General features: G+C 44.1%; 25 protein-coding genes and 1 pseudogene. 19 read left to right on the forward strand and 7 right to left on the reverse strand.

The annotated features are described in order from the left end of the window. The first annotated feature begins 36 nt into the window (after nt 1-36). The 7 genes from ABMY42_RS07990 (at nt 37) to ABMY42_RS08020 (ending at nt 3,725) form a co-directional block, all read left to right on the forward strand. A complete protein-coding gene (locus ABMY42_RS07990; protein WP_349266178.1) occupies nt 37-666 on the forward strand; it encodes a class I SAM-dependent methyltransferase in 630 nt (209 codons plus the stop codon). Between the two features lie 25 nt (nt 667-691). Continuing rightward, on the forward strand, nt 692-1,447 hold the full coding sequence (locus tag ABMY42_RS07995; RefSeq protein WP_349266179.1) for a class I SAM-dependent methyltransferase: 756 nt from the start codon (nt 692-694) through the stop codon (nt 1,445-1,447). 17 nt (nt 1,448-1,464) lie between these two features. Continuing rightward, nucleotides 1,465-1,899 carry a GNAT family N-acetyltransferase gene (locus ABMY42_RS08000; protein WP_274877065.1) on the forward strand — a complete coding sequence of 145 codons (435 nt, stop codon included), beginning with the start codon at nt 1,465-1,467 and terminating at the stop codon, nt 1,897-1,899. After that, on the forward strand, nt 1,896-2,423 hold the full coding sequence (locus tag ABMY42_RS08005) for a GNAT family protein (RefSeq protein WP_009698453.1): 528 nt from the start codon (nt 1,896-1,898) through the stop codon (nt 2,421-2,423). Before ABMY42_RS08000 ends, ABMY42_RS08005 begins: the two co-directional genes overlap by 4 nt. Nucleotides 2,424-2,425: 2 nt before the next feature. After that, nucleotides 2,426-2,836, forward strand: coding sequence for a hypothetical protein (locus ABMY42_RS08010; protein ID WP_199451104.1), 411 nt, complete (start codon nt 2,426-2,428; stop codon nt 2,834-2,836). 192 nt (nt 2,837-3,028) lie between these two features. Beyond that, nucleotides 3,029-3,397: a hypothetical protein gene (locus ABMY42_RS08015; protein ID WP_005444911.1), complete on the forward strand. Its 369-nt coding sequence runs from the start codon at nt 3,029-3,031 to the stop codon at nt 3,395-3,397. 4 nt (nt 3,398-3,401) lie between these two features. Beyond that, the gene (locus ABMY42_RS08020) at nt 3,402-3,725 is read left to right on the forward strand and encodes a helix-turn-helix transcriptional regulator (protein WP_005444913.1); all 324 of its coding nucleotides are present in this window, start codon (nt 3,402-3,404) and stop codon (nt 3,723-3,725) included. A gap of 60 nt (nt 3,726-3,785) precedes the next feature. Here the strand turns inward: ABMY42_RS08020 and ABMY42_RS08025 are convergent, their stop codons facing one another. After that, nucleotides 3,786-4,295: a GNAT family N-acetyltransferase gene (locus tag ABMY42_RS08025; protein WP_349266180.1), complete on the reverse strand. Its 510-nt coding sequence runs from the start codon at nt 4,293-4,295 to the stop codon at nt 3,786-3,788. Nucleotides 4,296-4,404: 109 nt separating this feature from the next. Further along, nucleotides 4,405-4,944, reverse strand: coding sequence for a TetR/AcrR family transcriptional regulator (locus ABMY42_RS08030; RefSeq protein WP_005444918.1), 540 nt, complete (start codon nt 4,942-4,944; stop codon nt 4,405-4,407). Between the two features lie 126 nt (nt 4,945-5,070). On the opposite strand from ABMY42_RS08030, the pseudogene ABMY42_RS08035 reads away from it, so the two are divergent. From ABMY42_RS08035 to ABMY42_RS08070, 8 genes and pseudogenes are all read left to right on the forward strand, one after another. Beyond that, a pseudogene (locus ABMY42_RS08035) lies at nt 5,071-5,322 on the forward strand (hypothetical protein); the annotation flags it as partial. Between the two features lie 169 nt (nt 5,323-5,491). Beyond that, complete coding sequence (locus tag ABMY42_RS08040) at nt 5,492-6,628, forward strand: efflux RND transporter periplasmic adaptor subunit (protein WP_005444921.1); 1,137 nt, start codon at nt 5,492-5,494, stop codon at nt 6,626-6,628. Beyond that, nucleotides 6,621-7,892, forward strand: coding sequence for a TolC family protein (locus ABMY42_RS08045; RefSeq protein ID WP_038898649.1), 1,272 nt, complete (start codon nt 6,621-6,623; stop codon nt 7,890-7,892). The genes ABMY42_RS08040 and ABMY42_RS08045 overlap by 8 nt, the downstream gene beginning before the upstream one ends. Beyond that, nucleotides 7,889-9,103, forward strand: coding sequence for an ABC transporter permease (locus ABMY42_RS08050; RefSeq protein ID WP_009698447.1), 1,215 nt, complete (start codon nt 7,889-7,891; stop codon nt 9,101-9,103). The genes ABMY42_RS08045 and ABMY42_RS08050 overlap by 4 nt, the downstream gene beginning before the upstream one ends. A 2-nt stretch (nt 9,104-9,105) precedes the next feature. Further along, entirely contained in the window at nt 9,106-10,389 is a 1,284-nt protein-coding gene (locus ABMY42_RS08055) for an ABC transporter permease (protein WP_009698446.1), read from the forward strand. 16 nt (nt 10,390-10,405) lie between these two features. Next, complete coding sequence (locus ABMY42_RS08060; RefSeq protein ID WP_269991559.1) at nt 10,406-11,098, forward strand: ABC transporter ATP-binding protein; 693 nt, start codon at nt 10,406-10,408, stop codon at nt 11,096-11,098. A 266-nt stretch (nt 11,099-11,364) separates the two neighbouring features. Continuing rightward, nucleotides 11,365-13,131, forward strand: coding sequence for a hypothetical protein (locus ABMY42_RS08065; RefSeq protein WP_349266181.1), 1,767 nt, complete (start codon nt 11,365-11,367; stop codon nt 13,129-13,131). A gap of 228 nt (nt 13,132-13,359) precedes the next feature. After that, nucleotides 13,360-14,631 (forward strand): membrane protein, encoded by a 1,272-nt coding sequence (locus tag ABMY42_RS08070; RefSeq protein ID WP_038898644.1) that lies wholly within the window; start codon nt 13,360-13,362, stop codon nt 14,629-14,631. Nucleotides 14,632-14,782: 151 nt separating this feature from the next. Here ABMY42_RS08070 and ati2 read toward each other — a convergent pair whose 3' ends face one another. Together ati2 and ati1 are read right to left on the reverse strand one after the other, a co-directional pair. Beyond that, complete coding sequence (ati2, locus tag ABMY42_RS08075) at nt 14,783-16,270, reverse strand: T3SS effector inositol phosphatase Ati2 (protein ID WP_005444942.1); 1,488 nt, start codon at nt 16,268-16,270, stop codon at nt 14,783-14,785. 42 nt (nt 16,271-16,312) lie between these two features. After that, nucleotides 16,313-16,762 (reverse strand): Ati1 family type III secretion system chaperone, encoded by a 450-nt coding sequence (gene ati1, locus ABMY42_RS08080; RefSeq protein ID WP_005444944.1) that lies wholly within the window; start codon nt 16,760-16,762, stop codon nt 16,313-16,315. A gap of 378 nt (nt 16,763-17,140) precedes the next feature. On the opposite strand from ati1, the gene ABMY42_RS08085 reads away from it, so the two are divergent. Together ABMY42_RS08085 and ABMY42_RS08090 are read left to right on the forward strand one after the other, a co-directional pair. Then, a complete protein-coding gene (locus tag ABMY42_RS08085) occupies nt 17,141-18,115 on the forward strand; it encodes a DUF1852 domain-containing protein (protein WP_050907086.1) in 975 nt (324 codons plus the stop codon). Nucleotides 18,116-18,143: 28 nt separating this feature from the next. Next, nucleotides 18,144-19,172, forward strand: coding sequence for a methionine synthase (locus ABMY42_RS08090; RefSeq protein ID WP_005444948.1), 1,029 nt, complete (start codon nt 18,144-18,146; stop codon nt 19,170-19,172). An 87-nt stretch (nt 19,173-19,259) separates the two neighbouring features. Here ABMY42_RS08090 and ABMY42_RS08095 read toward each other — a convergent pair whose 3' ends face one another. Next, entirely contained in the window at nt 19,260-20,153 is an 894-nt protein-coding gene (locus ABMY42_RS08095) for a DMT family transporter (RefSeq protein WP_269991537.1), read from the reverse strand. 177 nt (nt 20,154-20,330) lie between these two features. On the opposite strand from ABMY42_RS08095, the gene ABMY42_RS08100 reads away from it, so the two are divergent. Continuing rightward, nucleotides 20,331-20,522 (forward strand): hypothetical protein, encoded by a 192-nt coding sequence (locus ABMY42_RS08100; RefSeq protein WP_005444950.1) that lies wholly within the window; start codon nt 20,331-20,333, stop codon nt 20,520-20,522. A gap of 41 nt (nt 20,523-20,563) precedes the next feature. Then, entirely contained in the window at nt 20,564-21,037 is a 474-nt protein-coding gene (locus ABMY42_RS08105) for a MarR family transcriptional regulator (RefSeq protein WP_009699875.1), read from the forward strand. Nucleotides 21,038-21,132: 95 nt separating this feature from the next. Here ABMY42_RS08105 and ABMY42_RS08110 read toward each other — a convergent pair whose 3' ends face one another. Together ABMY42_RS08110 and ABMY42_RS08115 are read right to left on the reverse strand one after the other, a co-directional pair. Further along, nucleotides 21,133-22,152 carry a DUF2955 domain-containing protein gene (locus tag ABMY42_RS08110; protein WP_005444960.1) on the reverse strand — a complete coding sequence of 340 codons (1,020 nt, stop codon included), beginning with the start codon at nt 22,150-22,152 and terminating at the stop codon, nt 21,133-21,135. 9 nt (nt 22,153-22,161) lie between these two features. Further along, the gene (locus tag ABMY42_RS08115) at nt 22,162-23,226 is read right to left on the reverse strand and encodes an HlyD family secretion protein (RefSeq protein WP_005444962.1); all 1,065 of its coding nucleotides are present in this window, start codon (nt 23,224-23,226) and stop codon (nt 22,162-22,164) included. Between the last annotated feature and the right edge of the window lie 98 nt (nt 23,227-23,324).

A 23,324-nucleotide genomic window follows, 5' to 3' on the forward strand; every position in this document is an offset into this window, starting at 1 on the left:
TACATTGGCAAGCGTTCAAGAATTCAAGGAGGAATCATGGACGTTGCCAAAATGTATGATGAAGTATCTGAGCGCTACCAAAAGTTAATTGAAGACAGCCAATATGTTGGTCCACGTTGGGTCGACGGGAAGCTAAAAACACTCAATTTACAGCAAGGCTCAGCCCTTGATTTGGCTTGCGCCACAGGCAGCATCGGGAAAGTCATAAAATCTCATTACCCTGATGTCGTTCTACATGGCTTGGACATCTCCTCCAATATGGTGAACAAAGCGCGCGAAACCAACTTATATCAAAGCGTCAATGTTCATGATCTTGACCAACCTTTTTCCCCACTTTTCAATCAAACCTTCGACATCATTACCGCTCTCGGATTCACGGAATTTCTCGTCGTTCCCCAGTCGCTACTTCAATGTATTGCTGAGCTGCTAAATGCTGATGGGCGTTGCTTTATCAGTTTCCAATGTCACGACCCAGATGGAAAAGATCTGCCGAGAAACACCTACAGTGGCACAGTCGTACACACCGCTTACACCGAGAACGAAGTTCGCGAATTCAGCCAAAACGCAGGGCTAGAAGTAGTGTCTTTAGAAAACCTCGTCGGCTACACATCAGGTGCAGGTTATGTATGCCGTTACCTGCTCTTAGAGCTAAGAAAGCCAAGTTAATCAATTAAATAAACAAGGACTGTTTTTGAAGACACAAGATCTCAGTGAGTTTGCATCAGGCATGGAATACGATGCTCAGTATGATAAACATTACGAAGATGATATCGCTCTGATACAAAGGCACATTACCGCGATGTGTGCTCGAAGTTTGCTGGATGTGTGCTGTGGTACGGGTATTGTCACCATACCTGTCGCAAAGCAACTCGATAATTCTGTCGGTATTGATATTGCCGAAGGGATGTTAAAACATGCTAAACACAAAGCGCAGGGATTAGATAACCTTTCTTTCTTGCAACAGGATGCCACTCAATTCTCTCTCGATAAACGTTTCGACATGGCGATCATGACGGGCAACGCTTTCCAAGCTTTCTTCTCCGATGAGATGCTAGTTGGCGTCCTTAATTCGATTTCTAATCACCTCAATAGAGGTGGGCGTTTCATCTTTGATACCCGTTTACCAACGCCCGATAACTTGGAAATTGATGCTGAAATGTCGTTGTGGCAAACCTATGAATTGCCCGACAAAGGCGAAGTAAAGTACATGGGAATGAGCGAACGTTATGACGCTAAAAGAGCAATCCTTTATTTGAAGAAAGAACGTCACTACCAAGATGGTTCAACAACTCACTCAAGCATTGATTTGAAGTATCGAAAGTTATCTGAAATTGAAGTGTTTCTTGCTCAGGCGGGTTTATGTATTACCGAAAAATACAGCTCTTGGACAGAAGATAAGTTTTCTGAAAACTCACACAACCTAATTTGCGTCGCAGAGAAGCTTTGATTTATTGGGAGAACACCATGCAAGGATATCGCATTAGCACTGCCTTTGAAGAGATGGATCTGGATTGCATCCATCACTTCATTTCACAGAGCTATTGGGCGAAAGGAGTGCCGAGAGACACGCTAGATAAAGCGGTGCGAAACTCCTTTTGTTTCGGCGTGTTTACTGAGTCCAATCAACAAATCGCGTTTGCTCGCCTTATTACTGACAAAGCCACCTTCGCTTATCTTGCCGATGTTTTCGTACTCCCGGAATTCCGTGGGCAAGGCATTAGTAAATGGTTGGTTTCTGAAATCGTGTCCCATCCAAATCTTCAAGGTTTGCGCAGAATGATGCTTGCGACGCGTGATGCTCATGGTCTGTATGAACAGTTCGGCTTTAAGCCTATCGAGTCCGTCGAGAACTTTATGCAGATATGGAACCCAGACGTGTATCAAGGTGAGAGCCAATGAGGCGAGAAGCGCAAGATGTGGCAATCAGATACCTTGAAGAAATAGATGCCGTTCCTTTGTTTGAAAACTACTTTGGCGATGAGCAAACGTGTTTGTACCTCAATCGACAAGCCCATCAAAGCCCAAACCAAACGTTACAAGCGATCAGTCGATGGCGAGCTCAATATGAGTTGGCTCACCCTAATATCTTGGTGTTCGCAATTGAAGAAAACGCGACCCACGTTCCCATTGGTTGCTTAGTCTTAATCCCTGAAAAAAGTCGTAGCGAAATTCACTTTGGGATTTCTAGGAATTATCAAGGTAAAGGGTATACGACTCAGGCGTGTAAGCTTGGTATCGAGCATCTGAAAAGCATCGGAGTCGAGGAGATTTACACAACCCCACATATCGACCATCAAGCCAGTATTCGCGTGCTGGAAAAATGTGGATTTAAGAAACAAGGCGTGCTGAAGGAATACACGGTATTTCCTGCGTTAAGTATGTTTCCGCAGGACTGTTTAAGTATGCGGTTTAAAAGGGGATAAGCATGAAGTGGACGCTATGGTTTATTGCTTTTATCGCGGTAGAAGTTATGGCAAAAGAACCACTTAGAGTTGCGATCAATCAAGCACCGTATTCCGCCGTTTTACGGCTCACGAGTTTTGAAGAAATAAAGCAAGGTGTTGATGCATACTACGAAATTCAAGCTGACGTACTCGAAGAGATTCGAGGGAATTTTTCGTCTCACATATCTTTCAAAATGTATGCAGCGAAGGGAGATGAGCCAAATTTAGGATCTGCAGCATCGATTATTGTGCTCTGTCATGATGACCAAGGGTATTTTTGGCCCGGCACTGGTTCTGAGTTTAAGGCGAGTAAGCAAAATATCGCTATCGCTAAAGAGGCGGCTGAATATCAAACTGAAGAACAAGAGTTGTTTTCTCTATGCCCGCAATAGTGGATATTGAACCACGGAGACGGCAGGGGTTTGTCCTCAAGTTGATTACTTAACTTATTGAAAATTAAGAACTGTCATACCATTGTCGCCATGGTGTCACATGACAAAAAGGCGACTGTCGTCTGTGCGTCGTTTTTATAGTGTCGATCTTGCGGCACGATGTGAATATCGTTGAATGAATAGGGATATGTGATGCAAACAGGGAAAACAATTTTAACCAGCTACTTTGAATGGAAAGGACATGACATTACTGTCCAAATCTCAATGTTAAGTGGCAAAGAGTGGGTTTACGTCGATGGTGAACTCGTATCCCAAAAGTCCAATTGGTACTTTAAATCCAGTCATATGATTGAGATTGAAGGAGAGAAATTAGAAGTCCAAATTTGCCTAAACGGTAAGTGGATGATAACGGTCTTCCTAAAAAAGGGTTATCGAAGTATCGATGAGTATGAATTTGGGCTAACTCATTTCCAAATTCTCAAAGGCATTGGTGTTGCTTTTGCATGTGGTTTGCTTGTTGGTTTTGTCACTATCGCTGTGTTTTTTGGTGGGAAAGGGTGAATGGATGCAATTAGATACCTCAAAAATTCGCCACTTAAGGCAGCACAAAGCATGGACCCAACAACAACTCGCCGATATCTGTGGGTTAAGTTTACGCACCATACAACGTGTTGAGCTTCACGGAAGTGCTTCTTTGGAGACGGGGCGTTCTCTGGCGGCTGCATTTGATACCGAATACACGGCACTTTTGGTCAATGCTAAACCTGATAACTATGGGAGTAACGAACCTTCATCTTTTAGCTATTCTCCTAACCTTATATTAATTAGTGTAGGAATGTTTGTATTCGGTGTATTGGTCGGTGCACTTGCAATGCTCCTATTAAGATAGATTGGGTTACACCGCATGCCCAAAGCAATGTGCTCTGGGCATAACAGATTGATGTTGATATTAGACGACTTGCTCGTCTGGATGACTCCACATCAATGGATCAGAAAAAGGTCCCTTGATGGATGAAGTGGACTCACCAACCCCTGTTAACACGCCTGGTGTTAACTCTCGTGCAAACCAGCAATCTAAAGGCGCATTGGACGGTACAGGTAGTAATACGCTGTGAGTCGTGTTGTAACGATTCGCATAATGCATCGGATCGCCCATTACAAAGATAACTTCAGCGTTTAACTGCTTTTCTGCTTCTTCCATCAATCTTGTCGCATAACCTTTGCCTTGGAACTCAGGTAGTACCGCAAGTGGTGCAAGTACATAGCATTTTAGGTGCGGTGCTGCGTCAATCACGATAGGGGTATAGCAGGCGTGTGCTACGCCTTCGTAGACGATTGAAAAGCTGCCATCTGCAATAAGATTGTCGGCAAATTCTGCATAGAGTTTGGCGTGTCTCTCATCATATAGCCCATCGGCTTTCGCGAACGCTTCGTATTGAATTTGATAAGGTGTATTCATTGGTTTCTCCTTAGTTTTTATATTTAATTTACTAAACCGACTGACCGTGCAGTCAGTTGGTTTAATCAAAAAAATCACGCAACGAGATGTGCATGATTTTTTGGTTGGTTTAGCAGTACTTTTTGATGAACTCTTGCCTGATTTCTTCGATAGGGAAGTCCTCATTGAGTAAATAGTTCATGGCAATACCATCGATCTCCGCGATGAACATTTTTGTCACGACAACAGGGTTCGGGTGCCCCAGTGAGCGAAAAACTTCTTCAGTGGATACCTGTAAACCTTGGTAGCGTTCGTCTATCAGATCGACAACAATCGCTCTCGTGGTCGGGTGAACCATCACACTAAAATTGAACTGATAAATCTTGCGGTGTTCAGGAACGGTCATACCATCGAAGATCGAGTGGATCATTGCTTCTAAGCGATCGTCATTCTCTGATACGTGTTCATCACTCTTATCTGTTTCTTCGATAATCTGAGTGATATGAACAAAAACTTCTCTTAACAGTTCGTTTTTATTTTTGAAGTGGTGAAACACCAAGCCTTTTGAAATTTCAGCCTTCTCACAAATGGTGGAGACGGGCGTTTTCTCAAAACCATGTTCCGCAAATAACTGCGTTGCAACTTCAATGATCTGTTGTCTTTTGTCCATAGTACTCGCTCTAAATATCGACTGACCAATTGGTCAGTTTTGCGAATGATAGTGTGTTTTTTGATCTTCCGTCAAGTCTTAATAGGATCAAAACAGCAGTGTTGGTGCTTTCGAAGTGAAGTAAAAAGCATTGAGTCATTTCCAAACTGCAAAATCAAAGCGGTAGTGGGTGGCTTTCATCTCGTGGGCTTGCCCGTATTTAATAGTATTGGTGGTACTAAAGACGACATCAAAGCATTAGGTAAAGTCTTGTCAGAATATCCTGTTGAGAAGTTTTACACGGGTCACTGTACGGGGATGAAGGCGTATCATTTACTGAAAGACGTGCTTGGTGATCGTCTAGAGCATTTACCAACTGGTCGCCGTGTTGACATTTAACCAATGACCATTTTACGCCAAGTTCAGCGATTCACTCCGGCTATTGTCTTTTAGTGATTACATAGCCATACCAAATATGACAAATATCCTACATTAAAGCCGATATTATCCTAGAACTTTGTGTTCACGAGATGGTCACAAGACTACACAACAATAACTGGTATCAATGATGGCAAAAACTTGGCTTGTCTCTGCTGTGAGCGTTGCGCTGCTCGGTGGCGGTGCGTATTACTATCTGCAATCTTCGGCTCAGCCGGAAGCGTTTCCAACTCTAGCGGTGGAAAAAGGAACCATTGAAAAACAAGCGGTCGCTGTTGGTAATATTGTTCCAGCGCACTCGGTTTCTATTAAGTCACAAATTGACGGTATCGTTGGTGAAATCTATGTCAACGTCGGCGAAAAAGTAAAACAAGGGCAACCCTTGATTAAGGTGCGTCCTAACCCGACACCTCAAGCACTGACGGATGCGTCTACCGATTTGATGCGCAGTGAAGCGGATCTTGAATCAGCCAAACAAAAGCTTGCTAACCTAGAGAGCTTGGTCAAGCAGGACATCATTCCTAAAAACTATGACGAGTATGTGAGTGCGCGATCAGCGGTTAAGTCTGCTCAAGCGAATGTATTGCAAAAACGTCAGAACCTTGAGTTGATTCGTAGCGGCGAAGCCTCTATCGGGAATGCACGTTTGACATCGACCATTTATGCGCCGATTGATGGCACTGTTCTTAACCGTAAAGTGGAAGTCGGTGAGCCGATTATTTCTACACAATCAAGCCAAGAAGCAACGGCAATGATGTCACTGGCTGATATGAATAGCCTGATTTTCAAAGGCAGCGTGAGTGAACATGATGCTGCTCAGCTTTCCCCGGGCATGCCAGTTGTGATCACTGTCGCTCCTTATCCAGATGTTGAGATCTCTGGAGTGCTGACTAAAGTGGCCATTCAGTCTGAGAACTTAAACTCACCTGCTGGAAACGCATCCGCGAAAAGTTTCGATAATGGCTTTGGCGTTGAAGTGGGCGAACTAAGTATTCCGAAAGAAGTGCGTTTGCGCTCGGGTTTTTCGTCGACGGCAAAAATCACGCTAAAGAAATCAGAAAATGTTTTAACACTGCCAGAGCGTGCGCTTCAGTTTAATGGCGACACACCAAGCGTTTTGATCCCAGACACTTCTGAACAAGGTTTCCACTCACAACCAGTCAAACTCGGACTATCGGATGGAATTAATGTGGAAGTGCTTGATGGTGTCGAACTGAATGAAGAAATCATCGACAACAGCATGATGATGGGAGCCGCTCATGGCTAAGTTAACTTTGTCCAAATTAGGCTGCGCGATATTAGCTGCCACGTTAAGTTTGCCTAGCTATGCGATTTCTATCGAGCAAGCGTGGCAACAGGCAAAACAAAACGACCCAAATTATGAAAAAGCTAAGATTGGCGTGCAACTTGGCGAGGTCGGTGTTGATGCGAGTCGCAGTTCACTTTTGCCCGGTTTGACTGCCACGGCGTCTTCAAACTGGAGTGAGTCAGCAGACAATACCAACCGCTACGGGGCATCCCTCTCTCAAACCATTTGGGACAGCAGTTTGTGGTCAGACTTAGACCGAGCAAATGCAAACTACCTTAAAGCGCAGTTGGAGTTGACTCAATCACATAACGAATTGGCGCAAAGGCTCCTATCGTCTTACCTGGATGTTGCGAGTGCGCAAGGCGATTTGCAACTGGCGCAATCTAAGCTAGAAGAAGGCAATAAGTTACTGAAAATAATCGAGAAGCGGTATCGTGCAGGTAAAGTGAAATCGGTTGATGTAGAAGAGATTCGTGCGACACAGGTTTCTGAACAAGCGGGTATTTTAAGTGCTCAAGCTGACTTAGAAGTGAAAAGAGCGACACTGGCAGCTTTAATCAACCAAACGCCACAAAATGTTGATCAAATTCGTACTGATTCGCTCATCCAGCCACCAATGTTGGTGAACTCCCAAGAGCAATGGTTGAAACTGGCAAAAGACAGCAGTCCTGAGCTATTAGTCGCTGCGCAAAATGTCAAAGCCAGTGAGTTTGCCAAAGACTCAGCGAAAGGTGGCTACTACCCCACGTTGAAAGGTGACATTGGTTACAACGATGATGATCGACGCAAAGACGGTGAGTTCAACGCTGGCATCACCTTGAGCGTGCCAATTGACCTCAACGGTGCAACGCGCGCGAAAGTTGATGAAGCGTCACTTAATATCCTCAGTGCGAAACAAGATTTGCGTAAAGTTGAAATCGATATTCATAAGCGCGTTATCCAGCAGTTTACTCAGGTCGAGATCAACTGGAACCAAGTGCTGATGGCAAACGAGCTTGTGCTTTCTCGCGAGAAAGTCTTACGCAGTAAAGAGAAGCTTTACGACGCAGGATTGTTGGAAGTCTCAGAGGTGATCAGTGCGCACAACAGTTTGTTTGAAGCCAAAAATAGCCTAAAAACCAACTTGTACAGCTATTGGCGTCAGCGCATTGGTTTGCTTCAAACCGCAGGAAAGCTGGATGATGACACGATGGCGTTGATTTCTCGAGCTTTTAACTCATGACCAATCTATTACAGCAAACCTGGCAAACTTTGATGGCGCATCGTATGAAAAGTGCGTTGGCGATCATTGCTATTGCTTGGGGTGTCATTTCAGTGGTGGTGTTGATTGCGTTGGGAGAGGGTTTCTATCGTCATCAAACTCAACAGCTTTCTTTTTTGATGAACAACGTCCAAGTGGCATTTCCCTCAAGCACAAGTAAGGCTTGGCAAGGCTTACCGGCTAGGCGTCAAATCAGTATTTCACAAGAGCAAGTTGAGATGATCAAGAGCGCGGGTTTTGTCGAGGATGTTTCCAGTGTGTATGCCAAGTGGGATGGCAGCGTTACCAATGAAAAAGGACAACGTTTATCGAGTAATGTGAGCGGCATAGATTCGACGTATTTTTCACTAATGCAAAGCAAGTTTGAAACAGGCTCGCGCCATATCTCACCGAGTGATATCCACAATCACACACGCGTCGCAGTATTAGGTGATCAAATCGCGAAGATGGGTGCACTTACCACTGGTAATACGGTGAAAGTCAATGGCATTCCTTTTCTGGTGATTGGCGTACTCAAAAATGAGGACTCTGGTATTTCTTTTGGTGATAACCGTACCGTCTTCATCCCTCAAACGACCTATCGAGATCTGTGGAACACCAAGCCATGGATGTTGTTGATGAAGCCTGCCGCGGGTATGGATGCCTATTCATTTAGGAAAAACGTTGCTGACTTTTATGCGAAATTGCTTCATTTTGACCCTAACGATAGAGATGCGATTGATATGCCAGATTTTAGTGAAGGAGCCTCATTGATTAAGGGGATCTTCCGTGGCATTCAGGTGTTCTTGGGCGCAAGTGGTGCTATGACCATGGCTGTTGGTGCACTTGGTGTTGCCAATATTATGTTTCTGTCGGTGACTGAGAGAACAAGAGAGATTGGGGTTCGCTTGGCGATAGGCGCTACTCAAAAATCGATACTGAATCAGTTTATTTTAGAAGGGCTCATTCTTGTTGCTGTTGGAACCGGAGTTGGGCTGATGTTTGCTTATAGTATTGTGACCTTACTTAGCTCAATCACCCTTCCTGAATGGGTTGGTATACCGGTGATAACACTCGGCTCTATTGTATGGTCACTCTTAGTCACGCTGATTTTGGCACTGATGGCGTCATACTTTCCTGCAAGACGAGCCTCTCGTCTCACACCAGTAATTGCTTTGAGTGCGAGGGCATAATCATGCTGTTACCAATGAGACAAATCTTCCAAGAGATGTCAGCAGAAAAGTTGCGTTTAGGCTTAACGATTTTGGCGGTGGCATGGGCAACGCTTTGTATCGCTGCCATGCTGGCTGTTGGTGAGGGAATTCGACAGGGCGTGCTGAAAACGGCGCAAAATGGCAATGGTAATCTGATCTATCTGACTGGGGGGATTGCGACGGTTGATCATGGCGCTTTTCATCAAGGTAAATTTCTTACGCTTAAGATAGATGACGCTAAAGTCATCAAGGCATTACCTGAAGTAGCCAGTGTAGCACCCAGCGCGAAATGGAATGAAAACATCACAGCAGGAAACCGAGGATCATGGCAAAAGCCGCTCGCGGTTCCAACGGATTACGCATCAATGACTAATCTGAAGCCTTTACCCGGCGGGCGATGGTTGAATCCTCTTGATCAAAACCAGATGCGCAAAGTGGTTGTGCTCGGTTATTCATTAGCAGCGGATTTGTTCAACCCAGTTGATGATTTTAACTGGTTTGCCGCTGTTACCTTGCAAGCCGATCCGGTTGGTAAAAAGGTTAAAATTGGTAGCGAAGAGTTTACCGTGGTCGGGGTACTTGCCAAAAACAGTGGACGCGTTGAGCAAGGTGATGACATCAATTATTCGAGCTTTGTTCCGCTTGCGACTTGGCAACGCTTTCATGCAAATGGTGATATTGGTGGTATTAATGTTGAGCCAAAATCGGAGACCGACCGCAAGAGGTTGGCTGAAACCATTCGCCAAGTGATTGCGCGTAAACATGGAGCCAGTGTCAGTGATGAACAAGTCGTACAAGTGGAAGATATGTTCATGCAACAAAAGAGCATGCAGCAGTTCCTGATAGGTTTGCAAAGCTTTCTCGGCATTATTGGTTTTGTCACGCTAGCTGTGGCTGGTGTTGGGATCGCGAATGTGATGTACGCGACTGTTAAACGCTCTACCCGAGATATTGGAGTTCGTATGGCGGTAGGGGCAACGCCAACGGCGATCCGTCTGCATTACTTAGTTCAATCGTTAATGACCATGATGATGGGAGGCGCGTTGGGGCTCGGTGTTACCTACAGTCTCATTTCCGCAATCAGTGCCATCAATCTAGAAGGGAATGTCTTCTATGAGGATCTCGGTAAACCGGTTCCAGAACTTTCGTGGACCGTGGTTGCGATAGTGATCTCTACCTTGGTGTTTATCGGCGTCGCGTCAGCTTGGTTACCTGCCAATCGGGCAGCCAAAGTGAGTCCGCTGGAGGCACTACAAAGTGAATAATAATTCTGGAGAAAGCATGGTGAACAAGCCGCTTGTCGAGCTGACTAATATTTGTAAGTACTACGCGAATGGTGAGGTCGAAGTACGTGCACTAGACGGCGTTGACTTAACCATCAACCAAGGAGAGTTTCTTTCTATTCTTGGGCCATCTGGCTCTGGCAAATCGACGCTGATGAATATGCTTGGTTGCCTGGACAAACCGACGGATGGTGAATACCTTTTGGGTGGTCAAAATGTTGCAAGCTTAACTGCTAATGCTCTAGCAGGGATTCGCAATCAAAAGATTGGTTTTGTGTTTCAGAGCTTTAATTTGCTTGAATACGCAACGGCTCTAGATAATGTCGCATTACCGCTTGTGTATTCGGGTATCAAAGCTAAAGAGCGTCGCCAACGTGCTGCAAAATTGTTAGAACAAGTGGGGCTAGGGGATCGACTCGATCACAAGCCGAACCAGCTTTCAGGTGGTCAAAAACAAAGGGTTGCGATTGCACGAGCTTTGGTTAATGACCCGCAAATTATCCTTGCTGATGAACCAACTGGTGCTTTGGATTCCAAATCAGGTGCAGAGATTGAAGCCTTGTTCAACCAACTTCATGCAGAAGGTCGAACCCTCATCATCGTCACACACGACAACGCTTTGGCAGAGCGTACTAAACGCATCATTACGATTAAAGATGGTAAGGTGATTTCAGACCGCAAACCGGATTAGAGATTGTCCTTAGGTGTCTATCGTTCGCTTAAGCGTTGATACTTAACTGTTGATACTTGACTGTTGTTGATGAAAGCGCACTTGGATTTTTGTCTGAGATGCGCTTTTTTATTGAATATTGAGCGAAAAAAAGCGTGAGCTAGGTTTTTAAATAAGCTTATCAATCTGTTAGTTAAACTCTTCTAGTTGCTGAGATTGCGCTAATGTGCCATTGTCGAATCTACGTTTCATGCTAGCGTGATATGACATTCATCGCGGATAAACTTATGCCAAACCCAACGCCAAGAAAAAGTGGAGATCTCCACGTTCAAGCGGTTACTTCTGAAATCCAGCACTATTTACAGGCGAAAACGCTTCCGAAAGCTGATGGGATTGCTTCGGGGACTGCGCGATTTATCATTGAGCAGCAAAGTAACATCTCTCAAGTCACGAACAAATTTGAGGCTGACAACTCAAATGTCGCGCCTGATCTAACCTTGCATCTAGCTAATGGAGACGTTGTTTGTGTCAACCTGTTCAAAATAAGGCCAAAAAGAGTGATACAGCCAAAGAATTTAGGAGCAAAAAGCTTTATTGCAAAATACTTTGGATCAGCTTCCCTTCAGAGTGAATTCAATGATTACTTTGCTAAGGTTTACCGTCAGTTTTTACTCGATAGTGCTAATCGCATAGTGGGTGATGTGTCTAATGAGGCGACAGAACGTGAATTGAAGCGTTTACTAAAAGAGTCTTGTCCTAAGTTCACGCAAGAACTTGAAGAGTTTCGCAGTAAGCTTCTTTATGAGCTGAGAGAGAAATGCTTTGGCTTGTTTCTGGATGAATATAACCAAGCCTCTGAAACCATCGAAAAGGCATTTAACTCCTTGTTTATGAATGACTCCTTCAATGTTATTACTCAGTATGATGGCGAAAGGCTAAAGGGTGTTAAAGAATTTAAAATTGATGTTCACGAGATAAAAAACGTCAGCATATCCAAGGTTGGCTCGAATTCCGTTGGCATTACTGCCGACAATATTACGCTGTTGATCCGATTTAAGTTTGAAAGTGGTCCTGACTCTGCGATCAAGCTAGCGACCAGCTACGCAACACCTAAAGCTGAGAATAAGATCGCTCAGGATAATGCGCGATCTTTGCAGCAGTTTAACGATGCTTTGTCTGTTACACATAAACCTGAAGGTGGGAAAGCGAATTCCAACGCAATCGGCAAGTGCTCCGAAGCTATTTTTTATGCTCAGCTTCTCAAGGTAAACCCAAATGTCATCCAGCTTGATAACCATGCGTTTATTGAGATGTTCGCGAAATATTCACCGGATATTACTGCTACAGAGTTCGAGGGGATACGAGCGACTTCTGTTGGTGCAGTGGATGGTTTAAGCGCGTTTTTGAAAGAAAAGCATGGTGATTTTAAGATCGATTCTATCGAGCTAGTGCCTGATGCGTATTTGGACAACCGCCTCAACACTGCCGATATTGAGTTAGTGCTACGAGTAGGAGATAAGTACGTAACGGAACCTATCTCTCTGAAGGCAATTGCTAAGGCGACCAATACCATTAACTGTAAAAACCCGGGTATTGGGCAAATTCTGGGGAACACTTATTTCGACCTCAGACAGGAAGAGCTCAATGGCACGCTTGAGGCGCTGAAAGAAACGTTCATTAATGATGATGCAGGACGAAGTAGGACGTTGGAATGTCTCTCGGGCAATATTGGTAAACAGCTCGCTAACGCGGTAGAAAATGAGCCACAAAAGCTCATTAAAGGCACTAAAGCGTTGTTGGGTAGTGCGCTGGTGGTTGTGGTCTATTATGCGGACAACAAGTATGCAGTGCTAGAACATGACTTTTCGATTACCAAAGTTCAGGTGCATCGAGACACTCCTTCTTTAATTCAAAACACCTTGTCTTGGTCTCATGGTGGGGATCAAGTGAGATTACGGGTCAAATTCAGTGGGGGTCAATCTCACGGCTGGACATCAATCAAGTTGGCATGCGCTTATACCTTTGCCAAAGAAAGAATCCGCAGTAATGTGTGATTGATATATACCCAAGTGACCTCAAGGCGCAGGATTCGGTGAGATTGGTTTAGGTATATGGATCGAATGTTTTCTGTTCAGCCCTTTGTTTGAAGGGCTTTCTACGGTTGAGAAGTTAAGTAGGTTGTATTTCTGCAACCTTTGTTTGGTCATATAAAACTTGCTTGTAAATGAGAATTACTTTCAATAACATGAAAGATCTCAGTTAAATGGACATCAGTATCTGGAATGCAGTCAGAATCAGTGACCAAAGTAAAGAATGCGTTTCTTTCTGGAATATGGGCGACCTTAGTCAGTATAGGCATCGGATTTACATTCAAAATCTGGCTTGCTGCTTGGGTGCCGAAAACCGACCTAGCCCTATTTCACAGTGTGGTTGATATCATCTCGCTTTCTATGATTCTAATGACTGGGTTTCGATCTTCTATGGTCGTTACTTATTCTCAAACTCAGAATGACACGGATATTATCAATATCTTTCGATTCACTCTGATTTTGGTTGTTTTGATTACTTGGGGAGGTGTGATTCCCTATATCAAACACAGCCTTAGTATCGGAGTGGAGTATCTTCAGTTAGTCGGGATAATCTTTGGTCTTGGACTTAAACTGTACTTTACGAACCTCGTCGCGATGTACCGCCTGTACGATATTACTAACCGTACGACTTGGCTTGACCCTTCACTCAATGTTCTTCTGTTTTTGTTCGCCTATTATGTTGCTGGATACAGCGCACTAACGGCATTGTTTTATGGGTTGACCATTTCTTCACTCATTACCGCTTTGTACATGTACATCAGCCGCCGCAAAGTGATTTCTACTCTCCCAATTAAACCGGTACGTTTAGATCCGGACATGTTTGGTTATGTGAAGAAGAGTTTTACAGCTACGCTTGAGGCGGGTGCCAGCATTCTGATGATCTACATCGCGGTGTTACTGACGATTCGTTACTTTAGTGTCGATGAGCTGGGGGACTTTCAGGTGGTAGTTCGCCCAGTATTTACGTATATGACCATGTTGTTTGTTTTCCCTATCTACCGGTTCGTATTGCCAGAGCTGTCGGTCAAAATCCGTAACGGGGAATACCAAGAGATTCAGTTGATACGACGTTGGGTGTTTAAACTGTCGTTTATTGTCAGCGCTGTTTTCTTCACGACGATGCTGCTGTTTGGTTCAAACATTGTCGCTGGGCTTTTCCCGCCGGAATATATGGGTGCAGTACCAGTGCTGTTTCATTTTTCTATCTTCTTTATTTTCATGATGCTCAACGCTTATCAACTTGCGTATATCAAAGCGAATGGTTATTTCAAAACCAGCTTGTTTATTCGCTTGTCAGGTATCGTGACCTTAGTTGTTATGTTCTACGTGATATCCGCATTTACCCACAATGTCGTCGCCATCATTGTCGCTTTGTGTCTTGGTTATCTGATGATGTTTATCTTATCGAGTTTCAAAGAAAAGCAGATTCGTGAATCACTATTGCTCGATCCGGTTCAACCGTAGAAAGCCGCAGTTAATCAGTCTTGCGGGGAAGTGGGAGGTGGGATTGGCTCTGTCCTAAAACGCAAAAAGGTGACCTTACGATCACCTTTTGTATTCATCACTCCTATTCATCTAGATAGATTCACAAATAGGTATTCTGGTTGCGTCTGTCTTAAAGGTTAGCAACGAACTGCTGGTTAAACTGAGCGTTTACTTTGTCACTTAGCTGTTCGTATTTCTCGCTCAATGCAATTTGTTGAGTCTGTAGTTGACCTGTGGTCAGGTTAGCGGTGTGAAGCTGACCCATCTCTTCCATAAAGCCACTTGTTAGCTGGCTAAAGATGGCATCTTTGCCGATGATAAAGCTAGCGAAGTTCTCTTTTACAAACGCTTGTTCATCACTACTCAAGTTTTCTAAACCAAGACGAGCTTGGTTCGCTGAGGTCACATCTTCAAACGTCGCTTTTGCCGGATCAGTACCAGGCTTTAAGTACGCGGCTTCATTTTTGAAGTCTGCTGCTGTATGTGTTTGTGCGTTTTCAATCAGCTTTTGAGAAAAGCCTCTTACTTCAAAAGTAGACTGTACTGGCTTATGGTCGCTGATATTCTCAAAACCTTCAGTGATAACACTGGTTTCATGGTTTTGTAAGTTGCCTGTTTTGTTGGTTAAGCCGGTATTATCGAGCTCACCGAAGTCAGGACGGTCACGACCTTCTTTCTGTTTAATGTTGCCAGTGTGCTTATCAAGTTGCATGTAGGTGTGGCTATTAAGTGGTTTGAACTTAAAACCGTGCTTGGCTAGGTGCGTATCATCGTGTGCGACAGGATCGTACATTACGTCAGAACCTTCAGCGATACGCTTTTCACGCTCATTTAGGTCACCAGTGATCAGAACCTCTTCGTTCGGTTTGATCCCCTCCATCAACTTGTTACCTTCGAATTCACGTTTGACTTCTTTGTTAGAGTCCAAGTGTGCAGAAATGACGTTTAAGGCTTGACCATTGATCTCCAAAGCCGTTTTTACGCCACCCTTGTTACCAGTGATACCCATGAAGAATTCCATGTTTCGACCACCGATACCGTGACGGTATTCAGACTCTTTTTTGACATTAATATCAACGCCGTCTTTTGCAAAAACAGACATTGAAGTATAGCTAACACCTTCACCAAGACCTTTCGTCATAACTTTCATTTTGTTTTGACTCAGAAGGTTCATACCATCAAGCTCAAGATCGTTAGCAAGCAATTTAGACTCTTGTTCCGCAAACAAGACTACATCATAGTCGCCTTTTTGAATCAGGTTCTGGAAGTAGTTCTTTGTGTCTTCCGGCATCTTTTGGTTTGCTTGGTTATAGGTCAAAGTTAAGACCTTAACGTTGCCGCTGCCTTCTTTTTTATGCAGTTGCTGATTCATCTGATTTAGCTTTAAATCACCGTTTTTTGAAGAATCGGCTTTACTAAAGAAACGATTAAAAAAACTGCGATTCTCTTTTTGTTTTAGAGTAACGTCACCATCGCTATTTTTAGTTACGCTGTACTCTTTACCAAATACAGAACCAAATTTAACGGTATCGCCTTCTTTGGCGTTAGTTTTGATATTTTGAATATCTGCGAGGTCTAAATTACCTCGATGCTGGCTATTAATTTGAATTGTAGACATACATTAAACTCGTATTTTAAATAGGGGAATTCGCAGTAGAGATTAAATAAAGATCCCAGCAGGAAGTGTTTCTGGGATTGTCTCTGCGTTATCCGCTTGCTCAATAAAATGGTGCCATTGCTCCATTCTTTCTAACAGTTGCTGAAAAGTGTTCTGCACATAATCTTGAGGTTTGTTTGAGAGAGAAATAACCTTGTAGATAGTTAATCTTCGGCTATCAGGCATTAGACCGATACCAAAACCACCACGGAAAGGTTCAAGTGCATGTTCGCCAATCGCGATGGCAATCTTTTCTGGAAGAGGGGTTGGTAACTCCACAGGGCTGGTGAGAGACATGTGTAAGTTAATGGTGGCTTCGTTCTTAAATACGGTTAAGAAAAGTGCGTCATCATGGTTATTCGTATCCGATGATAACTCGCACTGAAATAATCCGTTTTCATCAAAATCCGCGCCGTTACCTAAAAAGCTGATACTTTCTTGATAAATATCCATTGTGTTCCTTCTCTGTATTTTTCTGATGGTTCTTATTTGAATGAGAAGAATTATAAAGATGAGGGAATCGCAAGATATTAAGTATGGACGTAAGTTTTTATAATTACTTTCATTCGCTTTGTTGGCTGGTTTTGTCTAAGCCATGAATTTCTTTCATGTTCAACGTGAAGTAATACCAATATTCTTCACGCAATGAAGCAAGTATAAAAAACAGACTGCTCTGGTGTCAGGCACTGTACAGCTGTTTTTGGTCCGAATCCTTCAAGATAGAACGCTGCACAAACTGACGATTGGGATAATCAAAAAACAAAACCATCCCCAAGAACAGAGCGAGTAATCAGTCAGCGTTTATCTAAGGAAATAGGATACCAAGTCACCATGAATAACGATTTCACCTTTGCTATCAAAAGCATTCGTTTTGATGAGAACTACCAACCGTCAGACAGCACCCGTATCACCACTAACTTTGCAAACTTGGCTCGTGGAAGCAGTCGTCAAGACAACCTACGTAATGCACTACGAATGATCGACAACCGCTTTAATGCATTGGCACATTGGGATAACCCGACTGGCGATCGTTATTGTGTGGAATTAGAAATCATCTCGGTTGATATGGATATCCAAGGCAGTGGTGAAGCATTCCCTTCCATCGAAGTGCTTAAAACCAACATTGTTGACCGCAAAACCAACGAACGTATCGAGGGGATTGTGGGCAACAACTTCTCTTCTTATGTGCGTGACTATGACTTTAGTGTTTTACTGTTGGACCACAATAAAGACCAGCCGAAATTCAGTATCCCAGCAGGTTTTGGTGAACTGCATGGCAAGCTGTTTAAAGCCTTTGTGAAATCAGAATCGTACCAACAACATTTCCAGAAGCCGCCAGTGATTTGCTTGAGTGTATCGGACAATAAAGTGTACCGCCGCACGGAAAACCAGCATCCGGTTCTAGGCTTTGAATACCAGCCAAATGAATCGTCACTAACCGAGCAGTACTTCAAAAAGATGGGATTGCAAGTGCGCTACTTTATGCCGCCAAACAGTGTCGCGCCGTTGGCGTTCTACTTCTTCGGTGACCTTTTGAATGACTATTCGAACCTAGAGCTGATCAGTACCATCAGTACCATGGAGACGTTCCAAAAGATTTATCGACCAGAGATTTACAATGCGAACGCGGTAGCAGGGCAGTGTTACCAGCCAAATTTGAAGAACCTCGATCACTCGTTGACCCAAATCGTTTATGACCGCGAAGAGCGCAGCCAGCTTGCAATTGAACAAGGGAAATTTGCTGAGGAGCATTTCATTAAACCTTATAAATCAATCCTTGAGCAATGGTCTGCCGCTTACGCGTAATCAATTTAGAATTTGAAAGGGAATGACGATGAAAACACTATTACCGACTTCAACAGCAGGCAGCTTACCTAAGCCATCTTGGCTTGCAGAGCCTGAAACGCTTTGGTCACCATGGAAACTGCAAGGCGAGGAACTCATTGATGGTAAACGCGATGCGCTGCGTGTCTCTTTACAAGAGCAAGAATTAGCAGGCGTCGATATTGTTAGTGACGGAGAGCAAACTCGCCAACACTTTGTGACGACATTTATTGAACACCTTAGTGGCGTAGACTTTGAGAACCGAAAAACTGTGACTATCCGTAACCGCTATGATGCGAGCGTGCCGACGGTTGTAGGTCCAGTAAGCCGAACCAAACCCGTGTTTGTGGAAGATGCGAAGTTCTTGCGCCAGCAAACCAAACAACCGATCAAATGGGCGCTGCCGGGACCAATGACGATGATCGATACGCTTTACGACGCTCACTATGGAAGCCGTGAAAAATTGGCATGGGAGTTTGCCAAGATCCTTAATCAAGAAGCAAAAGAGCTTGAGGCGGCAGGTGTCGACATTATCCAATTTGATGAGCCGGCATTTAACGTCTTTTTTGATGACGTGAATGACTGGGGTATTGCTTGCTTAGAGCGCGCTATCGAAGGACTAAAATGCGAAACGGCAGTGCATATTTGTTATGGCTACGGCATCAAAGCTAACACGGATTGGAAGAAAACTTTAGGCACTGAATGGCGACAGTACGAAGAAGTGTTCCCAAAACTGCAAAAATCAAACATCGATATTATCTCGCTTGAGTGTCACAACTCGCGCGTGCCTATCGAACTACTTGAACTGATCCGTGGCAAGAAAGTGATGGTTGGTGCAATTGATGTGGCAACCAACGAGATTGAAACGCCAGAAGAAGTAGCAAATACACTACGAGAAGCACTTAAGTATGTCGATGCCGATAAACTCTATCCTTGTACTAACTGTGGCATGGCACCTTTACCTCGTGAAGTTTCAACTGCAAAGCTGAATGCACTGAGTTTAGGGGCGCAAATCATCCGTAACGAGATTGCTGACTAATTTTTGTATCGATAGTTAAGGATACAGAGAAAACCAAGACTGAGTGCTTGGTTTTTTCTTTACGCACAATGTTAACGACACCAGAGGTTAATAATTGATTACTTCCTGCTCAGTAGGGAGCTTCTTCCTGTATTCAAAGAACTGGGCGATCAAGTTGCAGACGACCATTAATGTCATCACACCAATCTGTACGTGAGTCAGGGAATCTCCCATGAGCGTGACGCCTAAGATCATCGCCAGAATCGGGTTAAAGGTGCCAAAGAAGCTGAGCTCATTAGTGGTAATTAAAGGGATGGTATAGACATAAACTCCGTAGGCCACTGAGGTTAACCCGATGACAATCCAACCCATCGCTAGCCATTGTTCTAAGTTCTCTGGCAATAAAGGAACCGTGATGATTCCCCCCGAAAAAACATCCCAATAGGCGAGAGGCAATAAAATGATGCCGCCAAAGATGAGCTTCCATGTCAGTAACTTCCACCAATGGATTTTCTTCATCACGTGTTTAGCAACAACGCTTCCTGCAATCAATGCACTCATGGCACCAACCAAGAGTAATACCGCTGATAGGCTGATGGGTGCGCGGCTGGTTAAGAATAGATAAGTGGAACACGCCAATAGCACCATTGCCGACATCAATTGGATCATGGAGGGTTTGATTTGATGCGCGATCCCCATGATTGCCAAGCTCACAACAGGCAAAGCGATCATGCCTACTCCAACCAAAGTGCTAGGCAGTCGCAGTGCTGCAGCGAATAACAAACCAAAAAACAACGCAATATTAAGGAAGCCAATTAAAAGCAGAGCAGGGAGCTCTGATAACTTGGGCATAGTTGGCTTTAAAATCAATAGGATGAAGCCAGCAGGTAGGGCTCTCCATACTGCTAGTGCAAAAGGTGACCAACCCACAAACTCTGATGAAACGACGGCGTAAGTCGTTCCCCAAAGTAAGGGCGCTAAGATTGCCAAGATGATTTTCATGCGTTGCCTCGATCCAGTTTTAAGTAAATTATGTTTAAGTAAACATAATTTACTTAAACATAAAATGAGGTTAAAGTCACCTTAATTGATCTTTTCTCTGATCTGCTGAATCTAAAATCAGATCATGCGGACGTCAGGCAAGAGAAAGGAGTAAAAGCATGAGTGAAATAAGAGGTGATGAAGGTGTTGGATTTGGTAAAAGCAGTAATTAAAACCCTAATAGGCTTTTTCGTAGATGTTTTCGCAATTTCAGTAATGGTACTATTTACGTTCGGTCTTATTCTTGAAGTTCTCTACTTCGATGCAAAGCTTGTTTTTAAAAAGCAGCATCGCCGTGTATGGCACAGTGGTGATAAGCAGCAAGAGTAGAATGGTATAGAGCGTTATTACACGGATTCATTATTTTGAGCATGACGAGCAAGCAAGTTGCAGAACAGTGGCTATCGATAAACCAAGAGTTGGACGGAAATGTTATTGAACTTGTGACATTGTTTGTTCGGTTTGGTACTTCACTTTCTGACGCCAGAAGCCACTTTTGCAAGAAGCATGGACTAAACCCGTCGGAGTTTGATGTTTTAGCGACATTATACCGTTCTGGCGAGCCTTATGAGCTGACGGCAAAAGCACTCAAAGAGCAGACATTATTGCCATCTTCAGGCGCACTATCAAACCGATTGGAGCGCTTAGAAGCAAAAGAGCTTGTCGTCCGAAAACATGATTTAGTTGATAAGCGCTCAGTTAAAATATCGTTGTCAAAACAAGGGCTAGCGCTGGTTGCCGCAATGGGCCCCGAGTTTTTTGGTGAAATGGCAACGTTATTTGCAGCACTTCCCAATGAACAGCGACAATCGCTATTGAGTTTGATGAGCTCACTTCAGGCTTAAGCGCGTAACCTTAGTTAAGCATTACGGGATATAAAGCTCGAATGCCGCTCACAGTAAAATGAGCGGCATACTTCGTTTTCCGCCTCAGACAAGGCTTAATTCAATTCCACGTTCTTCACCTCAGGATGCTTCAATAACATCACGCGAATCCAGTGGTGTACTACCCACATCACCATGGCGGTCAGCAGCACTGCTACGAATATCGAACTAAAACGGTACAAGATGGAGAAGAATGCGTCTTTCTGTTCAGGCACTAAGGAAGTGGTGAGTGGTACAGATAACGCTGACATTGCCGAGAAGGCGATAGCTGCTTTGACCTGACCTTTCGTTAGCCATAAGCAGAAAGGTCCCATTGCAATAGTAAACGCCAGCCAAAACAACAGACCGTAGCCAAACCAACTGCCCAAGATTAACTGCACCGCCATACCCGCGATACAACCTAGCGCTGTACCGATGATACGGATTTTCGCCATGGCCATTGAGCCTGCCAGTGTCATTGGCGTTAGGATGATGAGGATCGAAGCCTGCGCCGAAAGCGAGTCGTACAAATCACCTATTTGGAACACCAAAAATGCCGCCATTGCTACCACCCAACCCATAGCAACTTGGCTGATGTAGTCGATATCGCTTTTTACTGGCGTGGTCATTTCTGTTTGCAAGATCTTCGACTCTGGCTCTGGGAATAACCAATAAGCGAGAGCACAAACGAAGATGTTACTGAAAGAGATCACCCAAAGATTGACGTTGAACTCTTCAATATCCATGAAATCGTAGCTAGCAAAGTTCAGAACAATCGAGCCAACCAATAACCCCATGTAGCCAAATAAATACGTCTTTGGGTTCATCATTGCAACGCACTTAAACAACATCATAATGCCCACCGCAGCAAACATTAGTAAGGGATGAAACTGAAGGTATTCAAGAATAAAGGTCGCTTGTACTGTGGTCCAAATTGCGGAGAAGAAGACCATCAAAACTAAGGGTAAGCTGAAGTGGTCCATGCGTCCAAGAACGAACAATGGCAGCATGATGGCAAAAAAGCCGTAAGACCAACCAAAGATCATGCTCAATGCCAATCCCATTGAGCAGCCAAACCAAATACGTAGTGTCTTCATCACTGCCACCTAATAGATAAAGTGGAACCAGCTTGCGAGGTGGATCTGTGCTTGTGCCATCAGTTCCCAGAATGGACTGTTGTCTGGGTAAAGCACAATGGTGGCACGTGAACCGACGAATAACGATGAAGGAAGCGCCTCTTGGCTGGTCAAATTAACGCGAGTGCGCTGCGCATCACGTACCCAGCGATTGTTTACTTCTACTTTGGTCAGTGCACCGTTCGGCGTTTGTTGCGCCGCAGCGACACCATAATCACGGCTGGATAAATCGAAATCGTATACTGAGCCTGGATTGGCATCGAACGCCACCATTGCGTGATAGTTTTTATCAACTCCTGCGACGGATTTTTCTCGAAAATCTGCTGCAACCCACATAGAACCAGTTGGGACAAATGTCAGCATTGGCATATTAGTGTTTGCCATGGTACCTACTTCTAACTGTAAGTTCGTTACAACGCCGTCGCTTGGTGCCATGACTGCCGTATTGGCAAGATCGAGCTGGGCTTTTTCAATGCCATTCTGGGCAATACGTACCGCAGTGCTTTGCCCTTTTTTATCCCCCAGTTGCGCTTCAATCACTTTCAGGTTTTGTTGTTCGGCTTTAAGTGCCGCGCGAGAGACTTGGTTTTGCGCGTAAGCGTTGTCTAGCGTGGATTGTGAAATCACCTTTTGTTTAGACAGCTTTTGTAATCGTGTGTACTCACGATGAGCGTTGTTATAAGTCGCTTCGGCGCGCGCAATGTTTGCTTGCGCAGCTTCACGTTGAGAGTAAAGGGTCGCTTCTTTTTCATATGCCGATTGTAGAGACAGTTTGGCTTGCTCTAGAGCAATCTTGTATTTTCTATCGTCAATCTTGAATAGGACATCACCTTGGTGAACTGACTGGTTATTTTCAATCAGTACGTCGGTCACTTTTCCTGAGACTTCAGGTGCAACTTGCACCACATAACCCTGCACTCGACCTTCGGTGGTGATAGGTGCGTGGCGGTCGGCAATAATAATGTAGAAAAATAGTACAATGAACAGGACAATAAGTGTTCGCATCCAGTGTTTGAATTTATGATCCGCTGTCATAACTGATACCTGAATTTATGGGGCTAACAAGCAAATAAGACAAAGGATTATAGAGAAGTTAGTCACAGTTCAGTAGAATGGCAATAAGTGCATGAGCG

This window comes from Vibrio sp. SSH13-20 (assembly GCF_040104475.1).
In the GTDB taxonomy this organism is placed as follows: Bacteria; Pseudomonadota; Gammaproteobacteria; order Enterobacterales; family Vibrionaceae; genus Vibrio; species Vibrio harveyi.

What these genes read in the sequence shown, in the direction of transcription:
- ABMY42_RS08025 (WP_349266180.1), bottom strand. Translation starts at nt 4,295, where the DNA reads ATGAATACACCTTATCAAATTCAATACGAAGCGTTCGCGAAAGCCGAT.
- ABMY42_RS08045 (WP_038898649.1), top strand. Translation starts at nt 6,621, where the DNA reads ATGGCTAAGTTAACTTTGTCCAAATTAGGCTGCGCGATATTAGCTGCC.
- ABMY42_RS08085 (WP_050907086.1), top strand. Translation starts at nt 17,141, where the DNA reads ATGAATAACGATTTCACCTTTGCTATCAAAAGCATTCGTTTTGATGAG.
- ati2 (WP_005444942.1), bottom strand. Translation starts at nt 16,270, where the DNA reads ATGTCTACAATTCAAATTAATAGCCAGCATCGAGGTAATTTAGACCTC.
- ABMY42_RS08005 (WP_009698453.1), top strand. Translation starts at nt 1,896, where the DNA reads ATGAGGCGAGAAGCGCAAGATGTGGCAATCAGATACCTTGAAGAAATA.
- ABMY42_RS08010 (WP_199451104.1), top strand. Translation starts at nt 2,426, where the DNA reads ATGAAGTGGACGCTATGGTTTATTGCTTTTATCGCGGTAGAAGTTATG.
- ABMY42_RS08070 (WP_038898644.1), top strand. Translation starts at nt 13,360, where the DNA reads ATGCAGTCAGAATCAGTGACCAAAGTAAAGAATGCGTTTCTTTCTGGA.
- ABMY42_RS07990 (WP_349266178.1), top strand. Translation starts at nt 37, where the DNA reads ATGGACGTTGCCAAAATGTATGATGAAGTATCTGAGCGCTACCAAAAG.
- ABMY42_RS08100 (WP_005444950.1), top strand. Translation starts at nt 20,331, where the DNA reads ATGAAGGTGTTGGATTTGGTAAAAGCAGTAATTAAAACCCTAATAGGC.
- ABMY42_RS08110 (WP_005444960.1), bottom strand. Translation starts at nt 22,152, where the DNA reads ATGAAGACACTACGTATTTGGTTTGGCTGCTCAATGGGATTGGCATTG.
- ABMY42_RS08115 (WP_005444962.1), bottom strand. Translation starts at nt 23,226, where the DNA reads ATGACAGCGGATCATAAATTCAAACACTGGATGCGAACACTTATTGTC.
- ABMY42_RS08105 (WP_009699875.1), top strand. Translation starts at nt 20,564, where the DNA reads ATGACGAGCAAGCAAGTTGCAGAACAGTGGCTATCGATAAACCAAGAG.
- ati1 (WP_005444944.1), bottom strand. Translation starts at nt 16,762, where the DNA reads ATGGATATTTATCAAGAAAGTATCAGCTTTTTAGGTAACGGCGCGGAT.
- ABMY42_RS08095 (WP_269991537.1), bottom strand. Translation starts at nt 20,153, where the DNA reads ATGAAAATCATCTTGGCAATCTTAGCGCCCTTACTTTGGGGAACGACT.
- ABMY42_RS08050 (WP_009698447.1), top strand. Translation starts at nt 7,889, where the DNA reads ATGACCAATCTATTACAGCAAACCTGGCAAACTTTGATGGCGCATCGT.
- ABMY42_RS08030 (WP_005444918.1), bottom strand. Translation starts at nt 4,944, where the DNA reads ATGGACAAAAGACAACAGATCATTGAAGTTGCAACGCAGTTATTTGCG.
- ABMY42_RS08040 (WP_005444921.1), top strand. Translation starts at nt 5,492, where the DNA reads ATGGCAAAAACTTGGCTTGTCTCTGCTGTGAGCGTTGCGCTGCTCGGT.
- ABMY42_RS08020 (WP_005444913.1), top strand. Translation starts at nt 3,402, where the DNA reads ATGCAATTAGATACCTCAAAAATTCGCCACTTAAGGCAGCACAAAGCA.
- ABMY42_RS08000 (WP_274877065.1), top strand. Translation starts at nt 1,465, where the DNA reads ATGCAAGGATATCGCATTAGCACTGCCTTTGAAGAGATGGATCTGGAT.
- ABMY42_RS08090 (WP_005444948.1), top strand. Translation starts at nt 18,144, where the DNA reads ATGAAAACACTATTACCGACTTCAACAGCAGGCAGCTTACCTAAGCCA.
- ABMY42_RS08065 (WP_349266181.1), top strand. Translation starts at nt 11,365, where the DNA reads ATGCCAAACCCAACGCCAAGAAAAAGTGGAGATCTCCACGTTCAAGCG.
- ABMY42_RS08015 (WP_005444911.1), top strand. Translation starts at nt 3,029, where the DNA reads ATGCAAACAGGGAAAACAATTTTAACCAGCTACTTTGAATGGAAAGGA.
- ABMY42_RS08055 (WP_009698446.1), top strand. Translation starts at nt 9,106, where the DNA reads ATGCTGTTACCAATGAGACAAATCTTCCAAGAGATGTCAGCAGAAAAG.
- ABMY42_RS08060 (WP_269991559.1), top strand. Translation starts at nt 10,406, where the DNA reads ATGGTGAACAAGCCGCTTGTCGAGCTGACTAATATTTGTAAGTACTAC.